The sequence below is a fragment of the Kribbella sp. NBC_01505 genome (genome assembly GCF_045040285.1).
In the GTDB taxonomy this organism is placed as follows: domain Bacteria; phylum Actinomycetota; class Actinomycetes; order Propionibacteriales; family Kribbellaceae; genus Kribbella.
In genome coordinates, this window is record NZ_CP109425.1 from 1,980,307 (window position 1) to 2,000,452 (window position 20,146).

Genomic DNA, 20,146 nt, shown 5'->3' on the forward strand with positions numbered 1-20,146 from the left:
AGTGGTGCAGCCTTCACAGCGCTCCCCCGCCTGGGCAGGCGGGATCGCGGCGGGACGAGCGGACTACTACCCGTTGGTCGGTACGGAAAACACGTCGGAATCCGGAGCGAAGTCCGCTTCCTCCACCACGCGCCGAACCTCTACCTCGCTACCCAGGGCTTCGGCGAGCCGGGCGGCCCACTCGACGGCTTCCTCGCGGGAGCGGACGTCGACCACCATGACGCCGCCGACGAGCTCCTTGGTCTCGGCGAACGGGCCGTCGGTGACGGTACGGCGCCCGTCGGCGACCTGCACGCGGGCGCCGAGCGAGCTACGGTGCACACCTTCGGCAAAGAGCAGCACGCCGGCCTTCGAGAGATCCTCGACCACCTGGCCGACCCCTTCGATCACCGCCGGCGCCGGAAACTTACCGGCTTCGCTGTCCGCGTCGACCTTGTTGATGATCATGTAACGCATGGCTCTCCCCTTGTCGGTGTCGGTCTCTTACTCTCACGTCGTACGGCGGGAGTCCGGATCGACACTCGGGTCGGAAAGAGTTCAGCTCGGCTGGTCGCCGCCTTCGGGCTGGTAGGCGCAGGCGTCGGCCAGGTTCTGGGTCGGTGGCGGCGTGGTCTTGGTGCCGGACGGGGAACTCGGGGACTTCGGCGTCTTCGGCGGGGTCTTGCTCACCGGGGTGGCCGGCGGGGCGGGCTGCTCGAGGGCCTGCTCGATCGCCTCGCGCATCCCGTCGTAGTCCGGGTGCAGGTACTTCATCTTCAGCTTCGAGACGTCGAGGTTGACGTTCGAGACCGTCCCCGCCTTGACCTTGACGGCGAGCTGCACGAGCGCCGGGAGGAGCTCCTGCGGGATGTCGGTGCGGAGCAGGCGCTGGCCGGCCTTGGCGATCGCCTTGTACTTGGTGACCAGCGTGGCCGGGTCGGCCGCGGCGACCATCGCGTTGATCGTGCAGCGCTGGCGGACCTGCCGCTGGTCGTCGTCGGCGCTGTACCGGCCGCGGGCGAACCACAGGGCGTGCCGCCCGTCCAGGTGCTGCTTCGGGCCGGGCTCGATCCACTCCTTCGGCGGGGTGTGCGAACTGCTGACCCCACCCATCGCCACCCGCTCGTTCACGTTGACGGTGATCCCGCCGAGCGCGTTCACGAGCTCGGGGAACCCGGTCAGGTTGACCTGCAGGTAGTAGTCGAGCTTCAGGCCGGTCGCCTCACCGACGGACTGCTTCAGGACGTCGGCGCCCTCGTTGTCGGACGGTCCGAGGATGCCGGGGTACTTGTCGGGGATGTTCTGATACATCGCCGTCAGCATCCACTCGAGCCGGCCTTCCAGGCTGAGCCCTTCCTTGCCGAAGCCGTTCGGGTACTTCTTGTACAGCGGCGAGTCCTTCGGGAACGGCATGAAGGTGAGCTGCCGCGGCATCGAGATCAGCGAGGTGTTGCCGGTCCTGGTGTCGATACTCGCCACGATCACGGTGTCGGTCCGGACCCCGGGCCGGCCCGGCGCGTCGTCGCCGCCGAGCAGCAGCAGGTTGAGCCGCGGCTTGTTCTCCCACGGGTCCTTGACGTTCACCGTCTTCGGCCGGGTGGCGCTCTTGCTCTCGCCCTGCGCGACGAACACGTCCTGCACCAGCGTCCGCTGCGCCAGCACGGTCTGTACGGCGAACGCCGTCGGAGCCGCGATCGCGAAGCAGAGCACGCCGACGAAGGTCGCACCGATCGCCCGGCCGCCGGCCCGACCAGTTGCCGGACGCAACGAACGGTGCGAGGCGACGATCACGACGATCCAGAGCAGCGCGAGCGCCGCGATCGAGACCGAGGTGACCAGCAGCCGGCTCGGATCCACGGCCGCGGCCAGGACCTCGTCCCGCCGGGTCAGAGCGACGTACGCGCCGAGACCGAGCAGGCCGACGGTGATGGTGAGGACGAACGCACCGATCTTGCGGCGACCGCCGACGATCAGTCCGATTCCGGGCAGCAACGCACCCAGCAGGGTCAGACCCAGCACCTTCGGTACCGAGCGTGCCCGTGTGACTGCCGTGTGCGAGTGTCTCCCCATCGACTCCCCTGTCGCCGTCCCCAGTCAGTGTGCATCGTTGCAGCACACTCCACATCTCCAGACGTGTTACAGAGGCGTTTGGTTGTCATACCGGGTAGTGACCGCCCGCAAACCCATCGGTTTCGACCAGTGCCCGGATGACTCCGGCGATCCGTTCGGGCGGTGTCCAGCCGCTGGTGTCGGCGTTCGGCATGGCGCTGCGGTTGGCGGCGGTGTCGATGGTCCCGGGCAGGACCGTGTTCACCCGGATGCCGTCCTTCGCGTACTCCACGTGCAGGGCATCGGCGAACGCGAGGATTGCGGCCTTGGCCGAGATGTACCCCGCCGCTCCGGAGAACGGCCGCTGGGCAGCCCGGCTCGACGTACAGACGATGGCTCCGCCGCCGCCTGCCAGCAGGTGCGGGAGGACCGCCTGAGTGAGCAGGTACGTCGGCCGCAGGTTGAGCCGGAACTGCTCCTCGAACTGTTCGATCGGCGTCTCGTGGACCCGCGCTCCGGAGGCAAATCCGCCGACGAGGTTCACCAGCGCACGCACCGGCGCGCCCAGCTCCGACGTCGCCAACGCGACCACGTCAGCCACCCCCGCCGGGTCGAACGGGTCCGCCACGATCGGGGTCAGGGCCGGGTCCGCGCCCAACCGCTCCAGCGACTCCTCCGTCCGCCCCGGCACCACGACCCGCCACCCGCTCGCGAGGAACCCCGCCACGACGGCACGCCCCAACCCACCGGTGCCCCCGGCAACAACCACAGTCCGCTCCATCATGGCCCGAGCCTAGAGCTCCCAACGACAGGACGTATATGCCCACTGGGACCGCGTCGAGCACCGTCGGAGCGTGGCAGCGGGACCTACTACAGGCATACGTCCTGTTCTTGCGCCGGTGACTATTCGGTCGCGGCGGCGCGGGGGCGGGGATAGCGTCGCGGGATGCGGATTCTGACGTTGGGCGGGAACGGGTTTGTCGGGCGTGCGGTCGTGCTGGACGCGCTGGAACACGGGGCGGAGGTGACCTCGTTCAGTCGCGGGCTGAGCGGGGACGGTCTGCCGGCCGAAGTGGTGCAGTTGGTCGGCGACCGGGATGCCGGTGACTACGCGGCCCTGGAGACGGGCGAGTGGGATGCGGTTGTGGATCTCAGCGGGTACCAGAGCAAGCAGGTCGATGAGGCGATGGACGTGCTCGGCGATCGCGTCGGCCGGTACGTCTTCGTGTCGAGCCACGCGGTCTACGTGCGGACCCTGCCGGCCGGCATGACCGAGGACGCGCCGCGCCAAGCTCCGCTGCGTGCCGCCGACGTCCTCACGAACGAGACGTACGGACGCTGCAAGGTCGCCTGCGAGGACGACGTTCTCGAGCGGTACGGCGATCGCGCGACCCTCGTGCGTCCGGGGCGCGTGACCGGTCCGGGCGATTCGTCCACCACCGCCCTCTACTGGGTACGGCGCGGCGCGCGCGGCGGGCGGGTTGCGCTGCCGACCACGCCGGAGCAGCCGCTGCAGTTCATCGACAGCCGGGATCTCGCCAGGCTCGTGGTGCAACTGATCGCGGACGACCGGCCCGGTGCGTTCAACGCCATCGGCCCGGACAGCACGATCGGCGAACTGATCACGACGGCGGCCGAGCTGGCCGGTTCCGCGGTGGAGCTCGTGCAGGTCCCGGCGGACGCCGTACCGGCGCGTTTCCCGCTGATGGAAGCGGAGGAGGTGTGGGCCGCCCGCCGCCGCGACCCGTCGAAGGCCCGGGCCGCCGGCATGCCGGTCACCTCGCTGAAGGACACCGTCGCCGACCTCCGCGCCTGGGACCACGACCGCGGCGAGCCCCCACTGGAGGTCGGCCTCTCCGACCAAGCCGAGGCAGACCTCCTGCAGCGTCGGTAAGGACATCTAGAGGTGTCGCGGGCAGAGGCGTCGAACGCCGACGTGAGCGGGGCCGGAGCGATCCGCGCCGGCATCTACGTGTCCTTACCGACGGCTATTGGCCCTCGGGGAGGGCGAGCGTTCGGCCCGCGTCGCGGGCGGCGTTGATGGAGCGGGTGAAGGTGTCGCGGAGGGCGCTGGCTTCGTCGGCGAAGCCTTGGACGACGGTGGTGTCGCCGACGGGTTCGGTGCGGGCGAGCAGTTCGATGTAGCGGTCGCCGTCGGCGAGCGCGGCTTCGGCGCGGAGGGCCGCGTCGGCGGAGCGGACGCGGTGGGCGTAGTGCTCGAGCAGGTCGACCTTGCGCTCGATGGCGTTGACCGAGAGGGCGAGCGCGCGGCGTTGCGGGCCGAGGACGGTGTCGAGCTCGGCGGTCGCCATCCCGCGGGCGACGTCACGCTGCCGGGCCCGCAGGACGGTCTGCTCGCGGAGCACCTGCGCGATGTCCCACACCTGCTCCGGCAGGACCAGTTCGTTCTGCATGTCGTCGAGTAGGCCGCGCCGGGTAACTGTTGCCTCAAGCACCGTTTTCACCGCACGCTGAGCCCGGCCCAGCAACCGCGCGGCCGCATCGTCGAAATCGGCCGGCAGCAGGTACGACCCGTGCTGCACGCGGACCGCCTTGTGCCCGCGGTCCTCGACCATCGACTTCACCAGCACCCCGCCGGTCGCCACGACGGCAATCGCCGCCAGCGCCACAGAGATCCACACCGCGACCGCGGCCGGCAATGTGCCCGCCATGATGATCACGGCCAGCAGCCACCCGCCCACGCAGACCGCGATCCACACCAGCAACTGGCCCAACGTGTTCGCCGGTGCCACCGACCACCACGTCTCCCGCTTCGGTCGTGGCGTGTCCGCGGGCACGAACAACTCCGGCCGATGCTCGTACAACCGCCGTACCGCTTCCGGCACACCAGGTGCGAACACCGGCTCCATCGCCACCTCCGCTGAGCTCGTCACCACTCAGCGTAGCGGCCTGACCGTCTTTCAGAGGGCTTCCCCCAGCACGGTCGGGACGCGTTGATACGTGTGCAGGGCTACGCCGGTCGCGTAGGTGGTGGATTCGGTGAGGTGCAGGCTCAGGCGCGGCGTGTTGTCGAAGATGCGCTTGCCGGGGCCGAGGAGGACCGGGTGGACGAGCAGGACGAACTCGTCGACCAGGTCCGCGTGCAGCAGCTGCGGGAGCACGGTGGTGCTGCCCCAGACCCCGATCTCGCGGTGCCGGGTCTTGAGCTCACGGACGGTGCTGGCGAGGTCGCCTTCGATGCGGGTCGAGTTGCGCCAGCGCAGGTCGGTCAGCGTGGACGAGGCGACGTACTTGGGCTGCTCGTTCAGCCGGATGGTCCGTGGGTCGGCCGGGTCCGCGGTCGGCCAGAAGCTCGCGAAGATCTCATAGGTACGGCGTCCGAGCAGCAGCGCGTCGGCCGTGAGCACCACGCGGGTGAGCAGTTCGGTGACGGCAGGATCGGCGTACGGCGTCATCCAGCCGCCGAAGGTGAACCCGCCGTCGCCGTCCTCGTCGGCCAGCGACGGCGCCTGAACCACCCCGTCGATGCTCATGAACGCGGTCACCACCAGCCGGCCCATCCCCACACCCCTTCGGTTCCGGGCACACCGTGAGTACGGCGGCACGTCCTGTCACCACATCATTCGCCGTGTGACCAAGGCAACCGCTTGCGTCTGGCTGGAAGGCGATCTCGGCGATATTCCTGACAGGTTAGGTAAGGCTATGCTTCGGCCATGCACGAAGCCGGTGAGGACGTCAGAGGGCTTGCAGGGGACGACCTGCGCCTGGGATATCACGGCGTTCGCGTGGTCGACGGTGCGTCGCTGCGGATCGAGGCCGCCAGCGTCACCGCGCTGGTCGGGCCCAACGGCAGCGGCAAGTCGACCCTGCTGCGCGCCCTCGCTCGGCTGCATCAACCGGAGGCCGGCAGCATCACGTTCCCGGGCGGCGAGAACGCACTCGCCTTGTCCGCCAAGGAGTTCGCCCGCAAGGTGACCTTGTTGTCGCAGTCCCGGCCGACTCCGAACGGTGTCAGCGTCCGCGACGTCGTCGGGTACGGACGCCATCCGCATCGAGGCCGCTGGCGCGGTGACGACCCGGACGGGCACCGCGCGATCGGGCACGCGATGGAGGTCACCGGGGTGACCCGGATGGCCGACCGCGCGGTCGACGAGCTGTCCGGTGGCGAGCTGCAACGTGTCTGGCTCGCGACCTGCCTGGCCCAGGACACCGGCGTCCTGCTGCTCGACGAGCCGACCACCTTTCTCGATCTGCGCTATCAGATCGAGATCCTCGACCTGATGCGTGACCTGGCCGACGACCACGGGGTCGCGGTGGGCGTCGTACTGCACGACCTCAACCAGGCCGCAGCAGTCGCGGACCGGATCGCACTGCTCGATCAGGGGCGAGTACGTGCGACCGGGATGCCCGCCGAGGTACTGGACGCCGGCGCGCTGTCCGAGACCTACGGCATCGCGATCGAGGTGGGCACCGACCCGGCCACCGGCCTGGTCACCACCCGCCCGATCGGCAAGCACCTCAGTCGCATTCCGACCAGCTGAAAGTTCTGACCCATGAAGCGAACCATCGTCCTCGCCGCCGCTGTCCTGCTCGCCGCGACGGCGTGCGGGACCAGCGAGCCGGCCGCCTCCGGTGACGGCGACAACCCGTCCACCGCGGCGGCGCAGCCGGTCTCGATCACCGACTCGCGCGGCAAGAAGGTCGATCTGAAGGCGCCCGCCACCAAGGTGGTCGGCCTCGAGTGGGGCGTGGTCGAGAACCTGATCTCGGTCGGCGTGATGCCGGTCGGCGTCGCCGACGTCAAGGGCTACAACGCCTGGGTCACCGCGGCCAAGCTCGACCCCAGCGTCAAGGATGTCGGGACCCGCGGCGAATCCAGCGTGGACGCGATCGTCGCGCTGAACCCGGACCTGGTGATCACCACCAGCGACGAGTCCGCGAGCGCGCTCGCCCAGATCGAGAAGGCAGTCCCGGTCCTGGTCGTGCACGCGGCGGACGCGAAGAACGCGATCCCGCAGATGAAGACCAACCTCGAGCTGACCGCGAGCGCGGTCGGCAAGACCGAGCAGGCCAAGCAGATCAATGCCGGCTTCGACAAGGCCCTTGCCGACGGCAAGCAGAAGATCGCCGCCGCGGGCAAGGCCGGTACGTCGTTCACGATGGCCGACGGGTACAAGCAGGGCAGCACGATCTCGATGCGGATGTACACCTCGGGCTCGCTGCTCGGTGCCGTCGGCAACGAACTCGGCCTGCAGAACGCCTGGCCGGCCGGCGGCGACAAGGACTACGGTCTGGCGCCGACCGACCTGGAGGGGCTGACCAAGCTCAAGGACGGCGAGTTCCTCTACATCGCGAACGACACCGACGGCGGTGACGTCTTCGGCAAGGACCTGGCCGGGAACGCGATCTGGAAGAACCTTCCGTTCGTGAAGACCGGCAACGTGCACCGGCTGGCCGACGGCATCTGGATGTTCGGCGGACCGAAGTCCACCGAGCAGTTCATCGACGCCGCCGTACAGGCAGTCACCTCTTGACCCAGGTGGTCACCGCTCCGGAGGCTTTGAAGCAGCCGGTACGGCGGATCCGCGTCGCCGGGGTGTTCCTGATCGCGCTCGCGGCGATCGTCGTCCTCGCGGGGATCCACCTCACCCAGGGCACCTCCTCGGTGGGAGCCGGGGACCTGATCAAGCTTGTGTTCGGACAGGGCACCGATAACGCGGCGAACGTGCTCGTCGCGTCCCGACTGCCCCGCTTGCTCGCCGGCGTCCTCGTGGGGCTTGCCCTCGGGGTCGCCGGTGCTGGGCTGCAGTCGCTGGCCCGCAACCCACTCGCCTCGCCCGACACGTTGGGGGTCAATGCAGGGGCGTATCTGACGATTGTGGTGGTGGCGGCCCTCGGCATCCACCTGCCGGTTCTTCCGGCCGGTGGTGTCGCGTTCGCCGGTGGGCTGGCGGCTGCGGTCCTGGTTCTCGCGCTGTCCGCGGGCGGCGCCTCCGGACCGACCCGGCTGATCCTGGCCGGGTCGGCGGTCGCGATGGCATTGGGCGGCATCACCACGCTGCTGATGCTGCTCTACCGCGAGGAGACCGTCGGGACCTTCGCCTGGAGTGCCGGCACCCTGGTCCAGACCGACCTGAACGCCTTCAACCAGATGGCGCCGATCGTTGCCCTTGGCATCATCGGCTCGTTGCTCCTGGCCAACAAGCTGGACATACTCGCGCTCGGCGACGACACCGCCGCCGTACTGGGAGTGCATGTACGGCGGGTGCGCGTGATGATCACGTTGATCACGGTGCTGTTGTCCGCGGCCGCTGTGACAGTGACCGGACCGATCGGTTTCGTCGGCCTGGTCGCCCCGGTTCTCGTGCGGCTGATCGCACCACTCGTCCCTGGGCTACTTCGGCACCGGGTGCTGCTGCCGCTGTCCGGACTGGCCGGCGTACTGGTCGTGCTCTTGTCGGATGTTGGTCTGCGGGCCGCGTTCGGTGGGCAGGCGGGGGTCGAGATCCCGACCGGCATCACGACGATGATGGTCGGCGCGGTCGTGCTGGTCTGGCTCGCGCGTCGCTACCGCGACTCGGGTGCGAGCCGGACGCCTGGTGGCGCCAGTTCTGGGATCCGTAGCCGGCGGCGGTTCCTGCTGGTGACGGTCGCGCTGCTCGTGCTGGTCGTCGGCGCGGCTGTGTTCGCGATGCTTGCTGGTGATGCGTTCCTGCGCACCGGCGATATCGCGAACTGGGTCAACGGCCGGTCCGGCCGAGCCATCACCTACGTCCTCGACCAGCGGTTCCCGCGGGTATTGGCCGCGCTCCTCTGCGGTGCCGCGCTCGCGATCGCGGGCACCGCCGTACAGGCTGTTTGTCGGAATCCGCTAGCCGAGCCGGGCATTCTCGGAATCACTGGCGGTGCCGGAGTCGGCGCCGTCGCGACGCTGATCATCTTGCCGTCGGCAAGCATCTGGCTGCTCTCCGGTGTCGCCGCGGTGGCCGCTCTGGCGACCTTCGCACTCGTCTACCTGGTGTCGTGGCGCGGCGGCCTGAGCTCCGACCGGCTGGTGCTGATCGGCGTCGGGGTGTCGTCGGCCGCGACCGCGATCATCACGCTGATGATCGTCGCCACCGACCCCTGGAACATCAGCCTCGCGATGACCTGGCTGTCCGGCAGCACCTACGGCCGCACGCTCCCGCAGGTCGTCCCGGTCGCGATCGGCCTGCTCGTGCTCACCCCGCTGATCGCGCACCACCGCCGCGAACTCGACCTGCTCGCGCTGGACGACGACGTACCGCGAATCCTCGGCGTACGGCTGGAGCGGACCCGCCTGCTGATCCTGCTCTGCGCGGCCCTGATGACGGCCGCCGCTGTCTCGGCGATCGGAGTCGTCGGCTTCGTCGGACTGGTCGCCCCGCACGCCGCCCGCGCCCTCGTCGGCGGCAACCACAACCGCATCCTCCCCGTCTCCGCCCTCCTCGGCGCCATCCTCGTCAGCGTCTCCGACAGCCTCGGCCGCACCCTCCTGGCCCCCGCCCAGATCCCCGCCGGCCTCCTCACCGCCCTCATCGGAGCGCCGTACTTCGTCTATCTCTTGTGGCGCACGCGGATTCCCGTGTCAAGATGAGGGCATGCTGCGCGAACTGCACCTGACCGGGGATCCGGCTGCGGACAAGTTGCTCAACGACGACCCGTTCGCTTTGCTGGTCGGGATGCTGCTGGATCAGCAGTACCCGATGGAGCATGCGTTCGCGGGGCCGCGGAAGATCGCGGACCGGATGGACGGGTTCGATCTGCACAAGATCGCGGCCAGTGATGTGGAGAAGTTCGTCGAGCTGTGTGTGACGCCGCCAGCGATCCACCGGTACGGCGGGTCGATGGGGCGGCGGGTGCATGCGCTGGCGCAGCACATCATCGAGAACTACGACGGCGAAACCGCGAACCTGTGGACGGCCGGGCGGCCGAAGCCGGATGGTGCGGAGGTGCTGAAGCGGCTCAAGGCGCTGCCTGGGTTCGGGGAGCAGAAGGCGAAGATCTTCCTCGCGATGCTCGGGAAGCAGCGTGGAGTCGAGCCGAAGGGGTGGCGCGAGGCGGCCGGCTCGTACGGCGATCGTGGTTCGCGCCGCTCGATCGCTGACGTCGTGGATGCCAAGTCGCTCGGCGAGGTTCGCGCCTTCAAGAAGGAAGCGAAGGCCGCGGCCAAGGCTGCGACAGCCTGACCGCGAGCCCGTCCAGCATCAACTCGAGGCCGAACGCGAACAGCTGGTCCAGGTCGTAGTCGAGGTCGAAGCCGCCTGCGAACAGATCGCGGAAGGCCGTCAGGTTCTGGGCTGCGATGAGCGCGGCCATCTGGTCGCCCTGGTGCGCGGCCCAGTCGTCGCCGGTCAGGCCGGTGTCCTGCTCGGCCTGCGCCTCGATCTCCAGCGACTGCCCGAGCCCACGGACATAGCCGAAGACCGTGATCGCGGCGTACATGGCCGGGGCCTTGCCGAGCGGTTTGAACGCGGCGAGCAGCGCATCGGTGTGCGGCAGCACGCGCGGCAGCAGCTGGGGTCGGCCTACTGTGACCGCGCCGGCCAGCCAGAGGTGCTGCCGGTACGCCGCCCACTGCGTCTGGGCGACTACCGTCACCCGCGTCCGCCAGTCACCGGTCAGCGGCGGTAGCGGGAACTCCGCGAAGGCTGCGTCGACCATGTGCAGGACGAGCGTGTCCTTGCCGCCGACGTGCCGATAGAGGGCCATCGTCGAGACCCCGAGCTCGGCCGCGATCCGGCGCATCGAGACCGCGGCCAGCCCTTCTGAGTCCGCGATAGCGAGGCCCATCTGCACTACGCGCTCCCGCTCCAGGGCAAGCATGGGCTGGTGCGCGCGCTGCGGCGTCAGTCGGGCGGGAGGCTTCGCCGTACGGGACTTCGGCGGTGGGCCGACCACGGTGCCGACGCCGGGGCTGGCATGGACGAGCTGCTCCTGCTGGAGAGCCCGAAGCGCCTTGGTGGCGGTGGCCATGGCGACGCCGAAGTCGCGGACCAGGGACCGGGTCGACGGGACCCGGTCGCCAAGCTGGAGTTCGCCGGTCTGGATACGGCGCCGGAGCTCGGCGGCGATCACCAGGTACGGCGGTTCGGCCGTCAGAGGCCGACCTCCTTGCTCATCAATGCCTCCAGGTTCGTACGGATCCTCAGTGTGCCACCAGCTGAGGGTTGTCCCTTGTGGTCGGGCCGAGTCGGTGCAGAAACGGCGTACCGCGGCCTATCCTCAGCTAGGGGCGGGCACTGCACAGGGAGGGAGCGCGGATGGACGTCCGGGATCTGGATCGGCGGGCCGGCGCGGTACTCGGCGAGATCGTCATGCAGGTGCGGCCAGAGCACCTGAGCCTGCCGACGCCCTGCCCCGACTGGACTGTGCGCGGCCTGCTCCGGCACATCGTCAGCGAGAACGAAGGCTTCGCAGCCGCGGCGACCAACGGCTCCGCACCGGTGCAGACCTGGACCGGCGGGCGCCTCGGGGACAACCCGGCCGGTGCGTACCGGCGGTCCAACGTCGCGGTGGCCGATGCGTTCGCCGACGGTGGCGCGCTGGACCGGCTGATGGAGGTCCGCGAGTACGGGTCGTTCCCGCGCCGGATCGCACTCACCTTCCACCACCTGGACTGCGTCATCCACGCGTGGGACCTGGCCCAGGCCCTCGACCTTCCCTACTCCCCGCCGTACGACCTGGTTGAGGCCGCGCTCGATCTGGCCCGCCGGATCCCCGACACCGAGTCGGCCCGCGGTCCTGGGGCGGCGTTCGAGCGCAGCCTCAAAGTCTCCGGTACGGCGTCGCCGTTCCACCAGCTACTCGGCCTGCTCGGCCGCGACCCGGAGTGGACGCGCTGAGTAGTCGGGTAGGTCGATCGCATCCGGTTTGCCGGCGATCAGCTTGCCCATCGCACCGACGAACAGCTTCGACGTCATCAGCCTGGTGATGGAGTCGCGGGAGCGGATGCCCAATGCGGTCATCGGCATCGCCATCTTGATTCCGCCGGGCGGCAGTTCCATCCGCTGATCGACGTACGGCTGCATCAGGCGCTGGTACTTGGTGAACGCGTGTGCGTGGTCGCCCTCTGCCCGGCTGAGCTCCCCCGCCAGAACGTAGGCGCCGACCAGGGCGAGCGCCGTACCGTGGCCGGCTAGCGGTGAGCCGCAGTAGCCGGCGTCGCCGACCAGAGCGACCCGACCCTGCGACCACTCCGGTACGGCGACTCGGCTGGTGCTGTCGAAGTAGAAGTCGTCGGCGTCGCGCAGCCCGGCGAGGAGGTGCTGTGTGTGCCAGCCGACTCCGCGGAACCGTTCCAGCAGCATGGCCTTCTGCGCAGCCGCGTCGCGGTAGTCGTAGTCGATGACCGGCGACCGGAAGCCCAGCAGCGCCTTGGCGAACCGCGGATCGTGATCGGGCCGCAGGCCGACCCAGAGTCCGCCGGGTGCGGTGTAGACCTTCATCCAGTGGTTGAGGTCCTCCGGGGCGTCGACGGTGAAGTACGACGAGTAGCCGCCGAGGTGCTGCACGAACCGCTCATGCGGGCCGAACGCCAACTGCCGCACCCGCGAGTGGACGCCATCCGCCCCGATAACTAGGTCGAACCGTCGCGTTCGGCCGCTCGCAAACGTCACCTGGACGCCGGTCGCGTCCTGATCGAGCTGGGTGATCGAGTCGCCGTACAGGTACTCGACCTCGGTCGTCGCAGCGGCGAGGACCTCGGCGAGGTCACCCCGGAGGATCTCGATCTCGGCAACCGGACCGGCCCCGTCGAAGAGCTCGGCCGGCATCGCGACGATCCGACGGCCGTTCTCGCGCACGTACTCGAAGCCGCGCTCATGCAGTTGCCGCTCCGCGACCGCGGGCATCAGGCCCATCCGCTCGACCACCTCCCGCGAGATCCCCCGCAGGTCGACCGTCTGCCCACCGGGCCTCGGCCCCGCCGCCACCTCCACGACCGTCGGCGTGAACCCGGCCCGCCGCAACCAGAACGCCAACGCCGGCCCCGCGATCCCGCCCCCACTGATCAACACGTTCAACACCACAACCACCCCTCTCGACTAGTGCGCGTACGCCGTACACGCTCCACTAATCCCCCCGCCCCAAACCAGCCCGCCCTAGCGCACCACCCCCTCCCCGCCCTAGGCGCACTATCCGGTGGATTTTCGTCGCCGAGCACCCCAAATCCACCGGATAACGCAACTGCCCGCCGATCCGCTGCCGCCGATCGGGCCCGCCCGGTTGGTCGCGCACTATCCGGTGGATTTTCGTCGCCGAGCACCCCCAATCCACCGGATAACGCAAGATCCCGCGCCTCAACCCCAGCCCGCCAGCCCGCCAGCCCCAGGTAACGGGATCGCGGTCGCCGGGCTCGCCATCGCCCTCAGCCATCCACTCTGCTCGCCGCGCTGTGTTGTCGGCCGGCCTTGGCGGTCGGGCGGGGTACAGACCGAAAGGGCCTCGGCCGGGCACGTCGGTTCGTGGTTCCTCGCCGCGACCGACCGATCTGAAAGACAACATGGCTGGCCGCCACAGTGGCCGAGGTGGATGGCGAGCCCGGTTCCCGCGCTCCCGTCGCCTGAGCTCCCGGGCTTCGGTTGCGGTCCCAGAACCGGCCACCACGCTCCCGCCCGTCTCACCCAGCTCCATCTCACGGGTTCCCCCACCAGACGCCAGCCCGACCGTTCCCCGTTTGAGGGGGTGGTTCGGGGCGGAGGGTTAGAGGGTTAGGGCTAGGCGGGTGGCTTGGTCTATGGCTCGTTTGGCGTCGAGTTCGGCGGCTACGTCGGCGCCGCCGATGATGTGGACGGGGCGGCCGGCGGTGGTGAGGAGCTCGGCGAGGTCGCGGACTGATTCTTGGCCGGCGCAGATGACGATGGTGTCGACCGAGAGGACGCGGGGCTTTTCGCGTTGGGGGCCGAAGGTGACGTGGAGGCCTTCGTCGTCGATGCGTTCGTAGTTGACGCCCCGGAGTTGCTCGACCTTCTTGTTCTTGAGGGCGGCTCGGTGCACCCAGCCGGTGGTTTTGCCGAGGCCGGCGCCGATGCGGCCGGGTTTGCGTTGGAGGAGGTAGACCTGGCGGGGTGAGGCTTCGGGATGCGGTACGCCGAGGGCTCCGGCGGTGACTGTCGGGTCGGCGACGCCCCACTCGGCCTTCCAGGCTTCGAGGTTCAGGGTGGGTGACTCGGCGGTGGTGAGGAATTCGCTGACGTCCACGCCGATTCCGCCGGCGCCGATCACGGCGACCGTCCCACCGACCGGTTTCCCGTCGCGGACGACCTCGGCGTACGACAGGACCTTGGGGTGGTCGATGCCGGGGATGGCGGGAACCCTGGGCACGACGCCGGTCGCGAGCACGACCTCGTCGAAGCCGGCCAGGTCCTCGGCGGTCGCGCGGCGGCCGAGGTGGAGTTTGACGCCGGTGAGCTCGAGGCGGCGGCTGTAGTAGCGGATCGTCTCGGCGAACTCTTCCTTGCCGGGGATCCGGCGGGCGATGCCGAACTGGCCGCCGATCTCGTTGTCCGCCTCGAACAGTTCGACGCGGTGACCGCGCTCGGCTGCAGTGACCGCGGCGGCGAGCCCGGCCGGGCCGGCACCGACGACGGCGATGTGTTTGACCTTGCGGGTCGGCAGGAGCTTGAGCTCGGTCTCGCGAGCCGCGTACGGGTTGACCATGCAGCTCGCCTTCTTCTTGGCGAACACGTGGTCCAGGCAGGCCTGGTTACAGGCGATGCAGACATTGATCTCGTCGGCCCGATCAGCCGTTGCCTTGCGCACCCAATCCGGGTCGGCCAGGAACGGGCGCGCCATGCTGATCATGTCGGCGTCGCCGCGGGCCAGCACCTCTTCGGCGACCTGCGGCAGGTTGATCCGGTTCGAGGTGACGACCGGGATGCTCACGTGCGGCTTGAAAGCGGCGGTGACGCTGGTGAAGGCGGCTCGCGGCACCGAGGTGACGATGGTGGGAACGCGCGCCTCGTGCCAGCCGATGCCGGTGTTGATGATCGAAGCGCCGGCCGCCTCGATCTCCTTGCCTAGCGCAACGACCTCGTCCCAGGTCTGACCGCCCTCGACCAGGTCGGCCATCGAGAGCCGGTAGATGATGATGAAGTTCGGGCCGACCCGCTCCCGGGTCCGGCGGACGATCTCGACCGCGAGCCGGCGCCGGTTCTCCGGGCTGCCGCCCCAGCGGTCGGTGCGCTTGTTGGTCCGCTCGGCGAGGAACTGGTTGATGAAGTACCCCTCCGAGCCCATGATCTCGACACCGTCGTACCCGGCCTCCTGCGCCAGCGCGGCACAGCCGACGTACGCCTTGATCTGCTTGCGGACGCCGCGGTCGGACAGCGCGCGCGGCTTGAAGGGGTTGATCGGCGCCTTGATGGCGGAGGCGGAGACGCTGAACGGCTGGTACGAATAGCGGCCGGCGTGCAGGATCTGCAGCGCGATCCGACTGCCTTCCTTGTGTACGGCGTCAGTCAGCACGCGATGCTTGCGAGCCTGCCGGCGCGTGTTGAGCGTCGACCCGAAGGGGAAGAGCCAGCCCGCCCGGTTCGGCGCGTAGCCACCGGTCACCATCAGGCCGACCCCGCCGCGGGCCCGCTCGGCGAAGTACGCCGCGAGTTTGGGCAGATCGCTCAGCCGGTCCTCGAGGCCGGTGTGCATCGACCCCATGATGACCCGGTTCGGCAGCACCACGTGACCGAGATCGAGCGGCTCCAGCAGGTGCGGATATGCGGTCACGATTCCTCCTGGAGGGCTTCGGTGACTTCGTCGCACCAGGCCACGAAGGACTCCTCGGCGCGGATGCCGCCGCGGAGGACGAGGAACTGGTGCAGTTCGCGGCCGTGCAGTTTGGCCGGCTTGGGAAAGTCCTTGGCCTGGATCCCGCGGTACACCTCGAGGCGGGTGGCGTGCTCGGCCCGGTGCCGCGCCACCTCCCGCAGTACGGCGGGGACGCCGCCGATCGAGGCGGCCCGGAGCTTGACCCCGAGGGCGTCACGCAGGATCGCGACCTCGCCGGGCTCCTCGATCCAGCGACTGAGCTCCGCCCGGCCGCCGTCGGAGATCCGGTAGACCTTCTTGTCCGGGCGGCCCTCCTGGGCGACCTCGGTGTGGGTGACCCAGCCGGCCTCGTCCATCCGGCGCAGCACCCGGTAGATCTGCTGGTGGGTGGCCGGCCAGAAGTAGCCGATCGACCGGTCGAACCGCCGGGCCAGCTCGTAGCCCGAGCCGGTCCGCTCGGTCAGCGACACGAGGATCGCGTGTTCCAGCGCCATGAGGTGACCATACCTATGCAACGAGGTGCAGTGCACCTGGTTGCAGCACAAATCACAGCGAGACCTCGGACAGGCTTGTCAGAACTTGAGACAATGGTTGCAGACGCCACTTATTTCGGCGCCGGCGATGAAGGGGAAGACCATGGACCAGAAGGCCCACCCGACCAAGACGACGTTGCCCGGGATCGGCATAAGGTACGACCTGGTCACCGTCGGCGGTAAACATGTGTCGATCGTGGTCCGCAACGACGGCCGTCGGTACCTCGGCTTCCACGATCCCGAGGACGACGACGCCTGCACGAACTCGGTGCCCCTCGATCCCGGCGAAGCCGCCGCGCTGGCGAACCTGCTGATCCCCGAACAGCTCGACCCGGTCCGCAACGAGATCGAGATCGACCTCGTCACCGAACACATCCCGGTCACGGCCAAATCGCCGTACTCGGGACGCACGCTCGGCGACACGCAGGCCCGCAGCCGGACCGGTGCGTCGATCGTCGCGGTCCTGCGCCGCACCGGCGCGACGCCGTCGCCGACGCCGGACTTCCGGTTCGCGATCGGCGACACGCTCGTGGTCGTGGGGACGCGCGAAGGTGTGGACGCGGTGGCCGATCTGATTGCGGGAGGGTGAGATGCACGAAGACCTCACCATGCTGTTGATCGAGCTCGGTGCCGTGATTCTTGCCCTGGGCATCCTCGGGCGGATCGCGAGCCGGTTCGGCTTCTCCCCGATTCCCCTGTACCTGTTGGCCGGACTGGCGTTCGGGCACGGCGGATTGTTGCCGCTGGCAGCCAGTGAAGAGTTCGTTGCCACCGGCGCCGAGATCGGCGTCATCCTGCTTCTGTTGCTGCTCGGGCTGGAGTACACCGCTTCGGATCTGGTCGGCACGCTCAAGACGCAGTACCTCTCCGGGATCATCGACTTCTTGCTCAACGCACTGCCCGGTGCGGCCGTCGCGCTGCTGCTGGGTTGGGGCGCGGTTGCCGCAGTCGCGCTCGGCGGTGTCACCTGGATCTCGTCATCCGGGGTGATCGCGAAGGTGGTCGGCGACCTCGGCCGACTGGGTAACCGCGAAACACCTGTGGTGCTGGGAATTCTGGTCCTCGAAGACCTGTCGATGGCGGTCTACCTGCCGATCCTGACCGCGCTCCTGGCAGGCGTCGGCCTGGCCGGTGGCAGCATCACGCTGCTGATCTCGCTCGGCACGGTCAGCATCGTGCTGTTCATCGCGCTCCGGTACGGGCGCGTGATCAGCCGCGCGGTGTCGTCGGACAACCCCGAGATGCTGCTCCTCGTCGTACTCGGGCTGACTTTGCTGGTCGCCGGAATCGCGCAGCAACTGCAGGTGTCGGCGGCGGTCGGCGCGTTCCTGGTCGGGATCGCCTTGTCGGGCGAGGTCGCGCACGGCGCGCGGAACCTGCTCAGCCCGCTGCGAGATCTTTTCGCCGCAGTGTTCTTCGTCTTCTTCGGGCTGAGCACCGACCCGGCCGCGATTCCGCCGGTGTTCGCGATCGCGCTCGGGCTCGCCGTTCTGACCGCGCTGACCAAGATCGCCACCGGCTGGTACGCCGCTCGCCGGGCCGGCGTGGGCACCGCAGGCCGCTGGCGTGCCGGTGGAACGCTGGTCGCGCGCGGCGAGTTCTCGATCGTGATCGCCGGCCTCGCGGTCGGTGTCGAACCGCGGCTCGGACCGCTCGCGACGGCGTACGTGCTGATCCTGGTGATCCTCGGCCCGCTGGCCGCTCGCTACACCGAGCCCCTCGCGCGCCGCTTCACCAAGCGCAAGCCGCCTGCCGTCGAAGCCCCTGCCATCGAGCGCCTCGACGACACCGCCAACAGCACCAGCTAGAAGAGGGCGTCGCCGCGTTCGTGGTCGAGTAAGGCCTGTTTGCGATGCAAGCCGCCGCCGTAGCCGGTCAGACTGCCGGATGCGCCGACAACGCGGTGGCACGGAACGATGATGCTGACCGGGTTCTTCCCGTTCGCCAGACCAACGGCACGGGAAGCTCCCGGCACCAGCCCGAGCTCGCGGGCGATCTCGCCGTACGTCGTGATTTCGCCGTACGGGATGGCTTTGAGTGCTGTCCAAACGCGTTGCTGGAAAGGCGTGCCGGACAGACTCAGCGGTACGTCGAAGGTCGTGCGCCCGTGCTCGAAGTAGTCGGTCAGCTGCTCGACGACCGCAGGGAGCGCGGAGTCGTCACGCGCCCCGAAGGTCTCGATCGGTGGCTGGTGACGATGCTCCTCCATGTAGAGCCCAGCCAGCTCACCGGCCTCCGTCGACACCAGCATGAGCGGGCCAACCGGGCTGTCCATGACGGCGTAGCTCATGCTCGATCCGCTCCCGGTGGGATCCTATTGATGGCGTGGTCGCCGGTGGCCCACAGGTACTGGACGGCGTACGCGCGCCAGGGCCGCCAGGCTCGTGCGTGTGCGGTCAAGGCCTTAGGGGCCTCGGGCAACCCTAAGTCGCGGGCGGCGTACCGGATGCCGAGGTCGCTGGCGACGAACGCGTCCGGATCGCCGAGGGCGCGCATCGCGATCGACTCGACCGTCCACGGGCCGATCCCCGGGAGCGCGGCGAGCTGTTCGCGGGCACGCTCCCAGTCGGCACCGGCGCCGAGGTCGATCTCACCCGCGGCCAAGGTCGCGATCAGAGTCGTCAACGTCGTACGGCGGGACTTCGGAAAGGCCAACGTCTCCGGGTCCAATCCGGCCAGCGCCTGCATGGTCGGGAAGAGGTGGGTGAGGCCGCCGGCCGGATCGTCGATCGGTTCACCGTGCTGCAGAACCAGCCGATGCGCGTGCGTCCGTGCGGCCGCGGTCGACACCTGCTGCCCGAGCACCGCCCGTACGGCGAACTCCTCACCATCGACCGTATGCGGGACCCGGCGGCCGGGCGCCTTCGCGATCAGCGGGGCGAGCACGGGGTCGGTCGCGAGCAGCTCGTCGACCGCGACCGGATCGGCATCGAGGTCGAGCATCCGGCGGCAGCGGCTGATCGCGATCGCGAGATCACGCTGGTCGGTGAGCGACAGTTGGCAGGCGATGTGATCGGGCATCGGCTTGAGCGCGACCACGCCGTGACCGTGCGGGAGTCGCAACGTCCGGCGGTAGTGACCGTCGCGCCACTCCTCCACGCCCGGTACGCCGGTTGCGATCAGATGGCCGAAGAGATTGTCCGGGGTCAGCGGTGCACGGAACGGGAGTCGCAGCGAGATCGTGCCAGGCGCGACTGCCGTCGTACCGCGGCGTCCTCGCAGTTCGGTCGGCGACAACGCGAAGACCTCTTGCACGGTCTCGTTGAAGGTCCGCACGCTCGAGAAGCCTGCTGCGAAGGCCACATCGGCCATCTGCAGGTCGCTGGTCTCGATCAACAGTCGCGCGGTCTGTGCTCGTTGCGCGCGAGCCAAGGCGAGCGGCCCGGCACCGAGCTCGGCCAGCAACTGCCGCTGCACCTGCCGAACGCTGTAGCCGAGCTGCGTCGCCAACCCCGGTACGCCGTCGCGGTCGACAACGCCGTCGGCGATCAGCCGCATCGCGCGGGCGACCAGGTCTGCCCGGTCGTTCCACTCCGGTGAGCCGGGGCTCGCGTCCGGCCGGCAGCGCTTGCACGCACGGAACCCAGCCTGCTGCGCGGCGGCAGCGCTCGGGTAGAACTCCATGTTCTTGACCTTCGGCGGCACCACCGGACAACTCGGCCGGCAGTAGATCCGCGTCGTCAGCACCGCGGTGAAGAACCACCCGTCGAACCGCGCGTCCTTCGACTGCACCGCCCGGACGCAACGCTCCCTGCACTCATACACGTACCCCAGCATCCCTGGCCCCACCGACAGTATCTAGCGGTTTTACGACATCAAGGTGTAGCGCCAGCAGGGCC

At 69.2% G+C, this 20,146-nt stretch carries 19 protein-coding genes; 8 read left to right on the plus strand and 11 right to left on the minus strand.

Going from position 1 to position 20,146, the window contains the following annotated elements:
• Nucleotides 1-66: 66 nt before the first annotated feature.
• From OG474_RS09055 to OG474_RS09065, 3 genes are all read right to left on the minus strand, one after another.
• A complete protein-coding gene (locus tag OG474_RS09055) occupies nucleotides 67-456 on the minus strand; it encodes a YciI family protein (protein ID WP_405061778.1) in 390 nt (129 codons plus the stop codon).
• Nucleotides 457-537: 81 nt separating this feature from the next.
• Entirely contained in the window at nucleotides 538-1,998 is a 1,461-nt protein-coding gene (locus OG474_RS09060; RefSeq protein ID WP_405061779.1) for an LCP family protein, read from the minus strand.
• A gap of 136 nt (nucleotides 1,999-2,134) precedes the next feature.
• Nucleotides 2,135-2,812, minus strand: a complete 678-nt coding sequence (locus tag OG474_RS09065) for an SDR family NAD(P)-dependent oxidoreductase (protein ID WP_405061780.1) — start codon at nucleotides 2,810-2,812, stop codon at nucleotides 2,135-2,137.
• A 162-nt stretch (nucleotides 2,813-2,974) separates the two neighbouring features.
• Between OG474_RS09065 and OG474_RS09070 the strand changes: the two genes are divergently transcribed.
• Nucleotides 2,975-3,922 carry an NAD-dependent epimerase/dehydratase family protein gene (locus tag OG474_RS09070; RefSeq protein ID WP_405061781.1) on the plus strand — a complete coding sequence of 316 codons (948 nt, stop codon included), beginning with the start codon at nucleotides 2,975-2,977 and terminating at the stop codon, nucleotides 3,920-3,922.
• Nucleotides 3,923-4,016: 94 nt separating this feature from the next.
• On the opposite strand, the gene OG474_RS09075 is transcribed toward OG474_RS09070, so the two are convergent.
• A complete protein-coding gene (locus OG474_RS09075) occupies nucleotides 4,017-4,922 on the minus strand; it encodes a hypothetical protein (protein WP_405061782.1) in 906 nt (301 codons plus the stop codon).
• Nucleotides 4,923-4,949: 27 nt separating this feature from the next.
• Nucleotides 4,950-5,549: a dihydrofolate reductase family protein gene (locus tag OG474_RS09080; RefSeq protein WP_405061783.1), complete on the minus strand. Its 600-nt coding sequence runs from the start codon at nucleotides 5,547-5,549 to the stop codon at nucleotides 4,950-4,952.
• 153 nt (nucleotides 5,550-5,702) lie between these two features.
• Here OG474_RS09080 and OG474_RS09085 point away from each other — a divergent pair, with 153 nt between their 5' ends.
• Genes OG474_RS09085 through OG474_RS09100 form a run of 4 tightly spaced genes read left to right on the plus strand, consistent with a single transcriptional unit; the run spans nucleotide 5,703 to nucleotide 10,196 of the window.
• Nucleotides 5,703-6,530: an ABC transporter ATP-binding protein gene (locus OG474_RS09085; RefSeq protein ID WP_405061784.1), complete on the plus strand. Its 828-nt coding sequence runs from the start codon at nucleotides 5,703-5,705 to the stop codon at nucleotides 6,528-6,530.
• 12 nt (nucleotides 6,531-6,542) lie between these two features.
• Nucleotides 6,543-7,523, plus strand: coding sequence for an ABC transporter substrate-binding protein (locus OG474_RS09090; RefSeq protein ID WP_405061785.1), 981 nt, complete (start codon nucleotides 6,543-6,545; stop codon nucleotides 7,521-7,523).
• A gap of 5 nt (nucleotides 7,524-7,528) precedes the next feature.
• Nucleotides 7,529-9,604: an iron ABC transporter permease gene (locus OG474_RS09095; protein ID WP_405064559.1), complete on the plus strand. Its 2,076-nt coding sequence runs from the start codon at nucleotides 7,529-7,531 to the stop codon at nucleotides 9,602-9,604.
• Nucleotides 9,605-9,608: 4 nt separating this feature from the next.
• Nucleotides 9,609-10,196 carry an HhH-GPD-type base excision DNA repair protein gene (locus OG474_RS09100; protein WP_405061786.1) on the plus strand — a complete coding sequence of 196 codons (588 nt, stop codon included), beginning with the start codon at nucleotides 9,609-9,611 and terminating at the stop codon, nucleotides 10,194-10,196.
• Here OG474_RS09100 and OG474_RS09105 read toward each other — a convergent pair.
• A complete protein-coding gene (locus OG474_RS09105; RefSeq protein WP_405061787.1) occupies nucleotides 10,153-11,085 on the minus strand; it encodes a GntR family transcriptional regulator in 933 nt (310 codons plus the stop codon). The two genes, OG474_RS09100 and OG474_RS09105, sit on opposite strands and share 44 nt — an antisense overlap.
• Nucleotides 11,086-11,270: 185 nt before the next feature.
• On the opposite strand from OG474_RS09105, the gene OG474_RS09110 reads away from it, so the two are divergent.
• Complete coding sequence (locus tag OG474_RS09110; protein WP_405061788.1) at nucleotides 11,271-11,852, plus strand: TIGR03086 family metal-binding protein; 582 nt, start codon at nucleotides 11,271-11,273, stop codon at nucleotides 11,850-11,852.
• On the opposite strand, the gene OG474_RS09115 is transcribed toward OG474_RS09110, so the two are convergent.
• From OG474_RS09115 to OG474_RS09125, 3 genes are all read right to left on the minus strand, one after another.
• The gene (locus OG474_RS09115; protein WP_405061789.1) at nucleotides 11,811-13,025 is read right to left on the minus strand and encodes an FAD-dependent monooxygenase; all 1,215 of its coding nucleotides are present in this window, start codon (nucleotides 13,023-13,025) and stop codon (nucleotides 11,811-11,813) included. The genes OG474_RS09110 and OG474_RS09115 overlap by 42 nt on opposite strands.
• A 685-nt stretch (nucleotides 13,026-13,710) precedes the next feature.
• Nucleotides 13,711-15,732: an FAD-dependent oxidoreductase gene (locus tag OG474_RS09120; protein WP_405061790.1), complete on the minus strand. Its 2,022-nt coding sequence runs from the start codon at nucleotides 15,730-15,732 to the stop codon at nucleotides 13,711-13,713.
• Nucleotides 15,729-16,268: a PadR family transcriptional regulator gene (locus tag OG474_RS09125; protein WP_405061791.1), complete on the minus strand. Its 540-nt coding sequence runs from the start codon at nucleotides 16,266-16,268 to the stop codon at nucleotides 15,729-15,731. The genes OG474_RS09120 and OG474_RS09125 overlap by 4 nt, the downstream gene beginning before the upstream one ends.
• Before the next feature lie 142 nt (nucleotides 16,269-16,410).
• On the opposite strand from OG474_RS09125, the gene OG474_RS09130 reads away from it, so the two are divergent.
• Both OG474_RS09130 and OG474_RS09135 read left to right on the plus strand, forming a co-directional pair.
• Nucleotides 16,411-16,896 carry a cation:proton antiporter regulatory subunit gene (locus OG474_RS09130; protein ID WP_405061792.1) on the plus strand — a complete coding sequence of 162 codons (486 nt, stop codon included), beginning with the start codon at nucleotides 16,411-16,413 and terminating at the stop codon, nucleotides 16,894-16,896.
• 1 nt (nucleotide 16,897) lies between these two features.
• The gene (locus OG474_RS09135) at nucleotides 16,898-18,115 is read left to right on the plus strand and encodes a cation:proton antiporter (RefSeq protein WP_405061793.1); all 1,218 of its coding nucleotides are present in this window, start codon (nucleotides 16,898-16,900) and stop codon (nucleotides 18,113-18,115) included.
• On the opposite strand, the gene OG474_RS09140 is transcribed toward OG474_RS09135, so the two are convergent.
• Together OG474_RS09140 and OG474_RS09145 are read right to left on the minus strand one after the other, a co-directional pair.
• On the minus strand, nucleotides 18,112-18,597 hold the full coding sequence (locus tag OG474_RS09140) for a methylated-DNA--[protein]-cysteine S-methyltransferase (RefSeq protein ID WP_405061794.1): 486 nt from the start codon (nucleotides 18,595-18,597) through the stop codon (nucleotides 18,112-18,114). The genes OG474_RS09135 and OG474_RS09140 overlap by 4 nt on opposite strands.
• Nucleotides 18,594-20,039 (minus strand): AlkA N-terminal domain-containing protein, encoded by a 1,446-nt coding sequence (locus tag OG474_RS09145; RefSeq protein WP_405061795.1) that lies wholly within the window; start codon nucleotides 20,037-20,039, stop codon nucleotides 18,594-18,596. The genes OG474_RS09140 and OG474_RS09145 overlap by 4 nt, the downstream gene beginning before the upstream one ends.
• Nucleotides 20,040-20,146: the final 107 nt, after the last annotated feature.